Source organism: Streptomyces oryzae (assembly GCF_017676365.1).
Taxonomy (GTDB): domain Bacteria; phylum Actinomycetota; class Actinomycetes; order Streptomycetales; family Streptomycetaceae; genus Streptomyces; species Streptomyces oryzae.
On record NZ_JADKMA010000271.1, the window covers coordinates 1 to 7728 of the forward strand.

Consider the following 7728-nt stretch of genomic DNA (forward strand, 5'->3'; position numbering starts at 1 on the left):
CCCGCGCCTCCGTCGTACGGGCGCTGGAGCACCTGGACCAGTTCACCCTGCAGACCGCGGAGGCGCTGGCGGTCGCCCCTGGTGCCCCGCCCTCCCCCGGCGCCGCGCCGCAGGAGAGCCGCCCCGCCGTCCGGGAGGCCCTCGCCAGGCTGCTGCCGGGCGAGGAGGCGGCCGCGCGGCTGCCGGAGGCGCTCGCCGAGCTGCGCGCGCGGGCCCTCGTATGGGGCCCGGCGGAGCAGCCGCGGCTGGTCCGTACGGCGCGGGAGCTGCTCACCTCGCCCTCCCCCACCGGCCTGGGGCCCACGCTCGTGGAGGCGGTGGCGGCAGCGGGGCCGGCCAAGCCCTCGCCCTCGCGGCTGCAGGAGACGCTGGCCCGCGTGGGTCTGCCAGGGACGCACGATCCGGTCAGCGCGCTGTCCGCGCTGACGGCGCTGTTCAGCGACCCCGAGCGGATGGCCGCGCTGCTCGCCGCCGCGCCGGAGGGCGCCGAGGCCGTGCTGCGGAAGCTGGAGTGGGGCCCGCCCTACGGCACCGTCGATCTGGAGGCCCCCTCGCCGCCGGTCGCCTGGCTGCTGGACCGTGCGCTGCTGGTGCCGACCGGGACACCCGCCGGCGCCGAGCCGTCCGGAGGCCCCGGAGGGCCAGGGGGACCCGCAGGATCTGGGGGACCCGGAGGACAGAGCGCGCCCGGCAGTGTCGTACTGCCGCGTGAGGTCGCCCTGCATCTGCGCGGTGGACGGGCGCACCGCGTGCTGGAGCCGACCGCGCCGCCCCTCGCCGTGGCACGGACGTACGACCCCGCGACGGTGGACGCCACGGCCGCCGGGCAGGCGATGACGGCGGTGGCGACCGTCGAGGAGCTGCTGGGCCACTGGGAGGCCGACCCGCCGCCGGTGCTGCGCGCGGGCGGGCTGGGCGTACGCGACCTGAAGCGGACGGCCGTCGCCCTCGACCTCCCCGAGCCGGCCGCCGCCTTCTGGATCGAGCTCGCCTACGTGGCGGGGCTGGTGGCCTCGGACGGCGAGGTCGACGAGGCGTACGCACCGACCCCGGCGTACGACGAGTGGCTGCGCGCCGCGCCCGCCGAGCGCTGGGCCCGGCTGGCGATGGTCTGGTACGAAGCGACCCGCACGGCGGGACTGGTGGGCGCCCCTGATGCTCGGGGGAGAGGTCTGGTTCCGCTGGGGCCGGGACTGGACCGCAGTCCGGCCCCCGAGGTGCGGCAGCGCACCCTCCGCCTGCTCGCCGAGCCACCGCCCGGGTCGGTGCCCGAACGGAGCTCGCTACGCGAACGGCTGTGCTGGGACCGGCCGTTGCTCGGCAACCGGGCGGCGACGCGTGCCGCGGGACAGGCGGCCGGGCAGGGTGCGGGACAGACGGCCGGGCAGAGCGCGAGCCAGGCGGCCGGGCAGGAGCTGCGGTCCAGGCTCCTCGACTGGACGCTGGACGAGGCGGAGACGCTCGGGATCACCGGCAGGGGCGCCCTCGCCTCCTACGCACGCCCCCTGCTGGCCGCGGCACGCTCCGCCGAGGGCACCTCCGCTGCCGACACCGCCCGCGCCGCTGACACCCATGCGGCTCCCACCACCACCGACCACGCCCCCACCCCCGAAGCCATCCGCTCCGCCCTCGCCCAAGCGCTGGCCCCGCATCTCCCCGAACCCCTCTCCGAGGTGCTGCTCCAGGCGGATCTCACCGCCGTGGCTCCGGGGCCGCTGGAGCGCGACCTGGCCGCGTTCCTCGCCGTACTGGCCGACGTGGAGTCCAAGGGCGGGGCGACCGTCTACCGCTTCACGCCCGGTTCCGTCCGCCGTGCCCTCGACACCGGCCGTACCGCCGCTGACCTGCACGCTTTCCTCGCCGAGCACTCCAGTACGCCGGTACCGCAGCCGCTGACGTATCTGATCGACGACGTGGCGCGGCGGCACGGACAGGTGCGGGTGGGTGCCGCCTCCTCGTACGTCCGCTGCGACGACGACGCGCTGCTCGCCGAGATCCTCGCCGACCGCCGCTCGGCACCGCTGCGGCTGCGGAAGCTGGCCCCCACGGTGCTGGCCTCGCCCGCGCCGCCGGACCAGCTGCTGGGCAGGCTGCGGGAGATGGGGTACGCGCCCGCGGCCGAGTCCGCGGAGGGCGATGTGCTGCTGGCGCGCCCCGACGCGCACCGCACGCCGCCGCGTACGGCGCCGGAGCCGGTCCCCGAGGGCCCGCCCGCACCGGATGCCGCCCTGCTGGCAGCCGCCGTCCGCGCCATCCGGGCCGGCGACCACGCCGCCACCCTCCCCCACAAACCCAAGCCGCCCACGGCCCCGCCGCCCGAGGGCGGGCTGCCGCGCACCGTCATGGCCGAAACCCTCGCCACGATGCAGTCCGCGACCCTCTCGGGCACACCGGTGTGGATCGGCTACGTCAACGCCGACGGCGCCGCCTCGCAGCGGGTCATCGCCCCCGTGAAGGTCGAGGGCGGCTTCGTCACCGCCTACGACCACACCGCCGACGAAGTCCGCACCTACCCACTGCACCGGATCACGGGCGTGGCGGAGGTGTCGGAGGGATGACCGGATCCGGTGCGCGGCCGGGCCGACGGGCGAGACCGGGGACTCCGAAGGGGCTGTGGGGTTTCACGCTGGCCGCAGCGGGGTTCGCCGTCTTCGGCGCCGTCCTGCTCGTCGATGCCGCACTGTTCGCCCAGCGCGCCGAACGGGCCGAGGCCGTCGTCGCCGGGATAGGCGAGAAGAAGACCTGCGTACGGAACGCGGGCAAGAGCAGCAGCCAGGAGTACACCTGCTTCCCGGTCGAGTACCGGTTCACCACCGGCGAGGGCCGCTCCGTGACCTTCACCGAACGCCACTCCGAGAAGGGGTTGCCGACCGTCGGCGAGCGCGCCCGCATCCGGTACGACCCCGCCGATCCGGCCGGCGACGTCCGCTTCGAGACCGGTGCCCTGTACCGCTACGGCTTCCCCGTGGCCGCCCTCGCGGGCGGCGTCGCCGGGGCCTGTCTGGGTACGGTCTTGTTGCTCCGGTACCGGAGGGCCGGAACGGCCGCTCACTCGGAAGAGTGACCGTACTGTCGTATAAGGGACACACAGGCCGCACCCCGTCCAGACTCACGCCCATGGGAGCAGTCATGGCCGCTGAAGCACCGTCACGCGCCACCGAGGAGCACTGGGCGTTCCCGCCCCCCGAGGGGTGGACGTTCGACCAGGCCAAAGAGCTGGAGCTGCCCTTCGACAACTGGGAACTTGTGGACGGGGCGATCGTGGTTCGTGGGCGGACGATGTTGTGGCACAACCGAGTGCGGGACCGGGTCGCACGTGCGTTGGAGGGCGCACAGACCAAGCCCCTCGACGTGGTCACCGCGTGCTGCGTGATGCTGGATGAAAAGAACGTGCGAGTACCTGACGTGATCGTCTACGACACGACCGGGTTGCGCCTCGTCGAGACCGAGTGCGTGCCCGTCGCCAACATCGTGCTTGCCGTCGAAGTCGTCTCCCCCGGCTCCCGTAGCACGGACCGCATCCACAAGCCCGGCCAGTACGCCGCCGCCAAGGTCCCCTACTACTGGCGGGTGGAGCTGGAGCGTGACGAGCAGATCGCGGTGCACGAGTACTGGCTCAACCCCGAGACCCGCACCTATTTCGGGCGCCCCGACCACCCGGTGCACCGCCACGACCTGGCCACCGACAAGCCCTTCCCCGTCAAGATCGGTCTGACGGAGCTCCTCAGCTTCTGACGCCGTCGGGCACACTGGACGTTTGGTCCCCCCGAATCGGACGTCGGAAGGGTGAGGCGTGAACGGTGGCCCCCTGATCGTGCAGAGCGACAAGACGCTGCTGCTCGAGGTCGATCATGAGCTGGCTGAGGCATGCCGGAGGGCCATTGCGCCATTCGCGGAGCTGGAGCGGGCTCCGGAGCACATGCACACCTATCGGGTGACACCGCTGGGGCTGTGGAACGCGCGGGCCGCCGGGCACGACGCGGAGCAGGTGGTGGACGCGCTGGTGGAGTACGCGCGGTATCCGGTGCCGCACGCGTTGCTGGTGGACATCGCGGAGACGATGGCCCGCTACGGGCGGCTCACCCTCAGCAAGCACCCCACACACGGGCTGGTGCTGGAGAGCACCGACCGGCCGGTGCTGGAGGAGGTGCTGCGCTCGAAGAAGATCCAGCCGCTGGTGGGCGAGCGGATCGACCCGGACACGGTGGCGGTGCACCCCTCCGAGCGGGGCCAGATCAAGCAGGTGCTGCTGAAGCTGGGCTGGCCGGCGGAGGACCTGGCCGGCTACGTGGACGGCGAGGCGCACCGTATCGCCCTCCATGAGGACGGCTGGGCGCTGCGCCCGTACCAGCAGCAGGCCGTCGAGGGGTTCTGGCACGGCGGTTCCGGCGTCGTGGTGCTGCCCTGTGGCGCGGGCAAGACGCTGGTGGGCGCCGGGGCCATGGCCAAGGCGCAGGCGACGACGCTGATCCTGGTTACCAACACCGTCTCGGCCCGCCAGTGGAAGCACGAGCTGGTGCGGCGCACCTCGCTGACCGAGGACGAGATCGGCGAGTACAGCGGGACGAAGAAGGAGATCCGCCCCGTCACCATCGCCACGTACCAGGTGATCACGACGAAGCGGAAGGGCGTCTACCCGCACCTGGAGCTGTTCGACTCCCGCGACTGGGGTCTGATCGTCTACGACGAGGTGCATCTGCTGCCCGCGCCGGTCTTCAAGTTCACGGCCGATCTGCAGGCCCGCCGCCGCCTCGGGCTGACGGCGACCCTCGTGCGGGAGGACGGCCGGGAGTCGGACGTGTTCTCCCTCATCGGCCCCAAGCGGTTCGACGCGCCCTGGAAGGAGATCGAGAACCAGGGCTACATCGCGCCCGCCGACTGCGTCGAGGTCCGCGTCAGTCTCACCGACTCCGAACGGCTGGCCTATGCGACGGCCGAGCCGGAGGAGAAGTACCGCTTCTGTGCGACCACCGACAGCAAGCGGCGGGTCACCGAGGCGCTGGTGCGTCGGCACGCGGGGCAGCAGACGCTGGTGATCGGCCAGTACATCGATCAGCTCGACGAGCTGGGCGAGCACATCGGGGCCCCGGTCATCAAGGGCGACACCAGCAACGCGCAGCGCGAGAAGCTGTTCGACGCCTTCCGGGCGGGCGAGCTGACCTGCCTGGTCGTCTCCAAGGTGGCCAACTTCTCCATCGACCTGCCGGAGGCGACGGTCGCCATACAGGTGTCGGGAACCTTCGGTTCCCGACAGGAGGAGGCCCAGCGGCTCGGCCGGGTGCTGCGGCCCAAGGCCGACGGGCACGAGGCCCGCTTCTACTCCGTCGTCGCCCGCGACACCATCGACCAGGACTTCGCCGCGCACCGCCAGCGCTTCCTCGCCGAGCAGGGGTACGCGTACCGGATCGTGGACTCGGTGGATCTGCTGGGGGAGACGGAGCCGGACGAGGTGTAGCCGGGTTCCGGGGAGGGGGTGCCCCTGTCCGGCGGTTGCGGGCTGCGGGATCGTTGTGGTTGCTCGCGCAGTTCCCCGCGCCCCTTCGGGGCGCGCCTCCCTCACCGGCCGCCCTACTGGGGCGAAGTCTTCGGCGGTTTCATGGCGACGCGGCCATCAGGAGTGATGGCCGCGGTCTCGCCTGTCCGCAGCCAGCCCTCGTGGACGGGCGCCTCGTCCTCGACGTACGAGGCGGTGATCCACGGCCCGCGCAGCAGCAGCTCCCCCTGGGACTGACCGTCCCAGGGCAGCGGCGTCAGATCGGGCCCGGAGACGCCGTATTCGACCGAGGCGGGGAAGCGGTAGTGCCCGGACTCGGGGCGGGCCACGCACGCCGGGGAGAGCGTCTCGGGCGCTCCCCAGGCCGCAGCCGTGCTGATGCCGTGCCGCGACCCCAGCTCCTGCGCCAGCAGCGGCCCGCCGGGCTCCTCGCCGGGGCCGCCCACCACGACGGCCTCCCGCAGCGAGGACAGGTCCCTGGGGTGCGCTGACAGCTCCTCCAGCACCCCGTCCCACACGGCCGGGTCGGCGACGGCGAGCGTGGGCCGCTCCCGCTCGGCCATCTCGGCGAGCGGCGCGGCCTGGTCGTAGGCGCCGGGCAGCAGCAGCGAGGCGCCGCCGGCGAACGCGGCGTACGGCAGCCCCCAGGCGAGCATCCGGGACATCGGTACGACGGGCAGCACGAGGTCGTCCTCGCCGATGCCGTACGCCTGCGGCGTCTGCGCCTGGAGCGCGTGCAGATACAGCGCGCGGTGGCTGTAGGCGACCCCGCGGGGCGCCGTGCCGTCGTCGGACGCGGCGTGGCAGAGCACCGCCGCGTCCCGCTCGTCGATCTCGGGCCAGTCGTAGCGCTTGCGGCGGTCGGTGATCAGCTCCTCGTAGTCGTGCACCTCGGCGCCGTACGCGGTGCCGCTGACGACGGCCGCCGAGTCACTGCCGCCCGCGACGACCACATGCCGCAGGTGCTTGAGCCGGGGCAGTACGGAGGCGAGCGGCGCGAGCCCCGTGGGGTCGGTGATCAGCACCTCGGCGCCGCCGCGCACCGCGGCCGCGACGAGCTGGTCGGCCGGCAGCCACGGGTCGAGGGTGTGCAGTACGGCGCCCATGGAGGGGACGGCCAGATACGCCTCCAGGTGGTCGGCGGTGTTGGCCATCAGCGTGGCGACGGTGTCGCCGGCAGCCACCCCGAAGTCGTCGTGCAGGGCGCCGGCGAGCTGAACGGCACGGACGCCCGTGTCGAGGAACGAGCGGCGGTCGGGTTCGGCCCCGCCTGCCGTTCCCGCCCAGGTGGTCACCTGGGCGGTCCCGTGCGCGAGCGCCCCGTGCACGAGGAGCCGGGTCACGGTCAACGGGATGTCCTGCATTGTGCTTCGCACACCGGCCTCCTCGGGCCTCTTCACACTCTGGTCGTCGGCCGTCCTTGCTGCCTGTCGGCCTGGTGCCTGTCGGCGGAAGCGGCCGGGTGTCGGTCCGTCCTGCCCGTCCTACTGCCCTCTTGCTGATTCTTGCCCGGGGAACGCGCGGTGTCAGCGGGGCATGGCGGTACGGCGCCGCCGGGTACGCCGCCTGCGCGCCCGGGGAGCGCTGCCGGGCCGGGACCGGGAGGCGAGTGCCCGGGCTCCGGAGCTGATGGGCCGGGTTTCGGGGCGGATGGGCCGGGCTCCGGAGCCGATGGCCGGGCGGGCTCGTGGCGCGCGCGGAGCTGGGGTGCGCGGCGCCGCTGCCAGTCACCCGTGCCGCCTCCCTCGTCCCCGGGAGGGCGGACCGTCCCGGATCGCCGTTGATTGCCGCCGGGCGACGACCTTAATCGAGTCACCGCCCGGACATCGAAACGGCACCGTCCGTCACTCCCCCGAAAATGGCTCGCCCGCCTCCCACCAGGTGGCTACAATCCCCGACTTGCCCCCTCGCAGCCCCTCTCGGCGCGAGGCGCCCGCCGCACGGAAACCGGTCGGGCTTGTTCGCAGACCTGTACGTCGATCTGCGTAGACAGACCTGTCCATCTGTACGCCCGCACCCGCGTGCTGCCCCGGCGTCCGCATGTCCGCATGCCCCGCGTGCCCCGCGTGTCGCATGCCGTATGCGGCTTGCCGCATGCCGCATGCCGTATGTCCTGATGCCGTGTGCCCGCCTGCCGCACACGGGTGCCCGTACCGTGCCTGCCGGAGGCAGCCTGGTGACCACTCGACCCGCACCCGACGAACCGACCGCTGAGCCCTCCCCCGGGCCCCCCG

At 73.3% G+C, this 7728-nt stretch carries 5 protein-coding genes; 4 read left to right on the forward strand and 1 reads right to left on the reverse strand.

The window, feature by feature from the left end:
* The 4 genes from ITI46_RS32000 to ITI46_RS32015 all read left to right on the forward strand — a co-directional run.
* Nucleotides 1-2558, forward strand: a 2558-nt coding sequence (locus ITI46_RS32000) for a helicase-associated domain-containing protein (RefSeq protein WP_209243443.1), incomplete at its 5' end; no start/stop codon positions are given.
* Nucleotides 2555-3064 carry a DUF3592 domain-containing protein gene (locus ITI46_RS32005; RefSeq protein ID WP_209243444.1) on the forward strand — a complete coding sequence of 170 codons (510 nt, stop codon included), beginning with the start codon at nt 2555-2557 and terminating at the stop codon, nt 3062-3064. The genes ITI46_RS32000 and ITI46_RS32005, both read left to right, overlap by 4 nt.
* Nucleotides 3065-3129: 65 nt before the next feature.
* Nucleotides 3130-3735 (forward strand): Uma2 family endonuclease, encoded by a 606-nt coding sequence (locus ITI46_RS32010; RefSeq protein ID WP_247746916.1) that lies wholly within the window; start codon nt 3130-3132, stop codon nt 3733-3735.
* A gap of 58 nt (nt 3736-3793) precedes the next feature.
* The gene (locus ITI46_RS32015; protein ID WP_209243446.1) at nt 3794-5455 is read left to right on the forward strand and encodes a DNA repair helicase XPB; all 1662 of its coding nucleotides are present in this window, start codon (nt 3794-3796) and stop codon (nt 5453-5455) included.
* 113 nt (nt 5456-5568) lie between these two features.
* Here ITI46_RS32015 and ITI46_RS32020 read toward each other — a convergent pair whose 3' ends face one another.
* Nucleotides 5569-6870: an AMP-binding protein gene (locus ITI46_RS32020; RefSeq protein WP_307808410.1), complete on the reverse strand. Its 1302-nt coding sequence runs from the start codon at nt 6868-6870 to the stop codon at nt 5569-5571.
* Between the last annotated feature and the right edge of the window lie 858 nt (nt 6871-7728).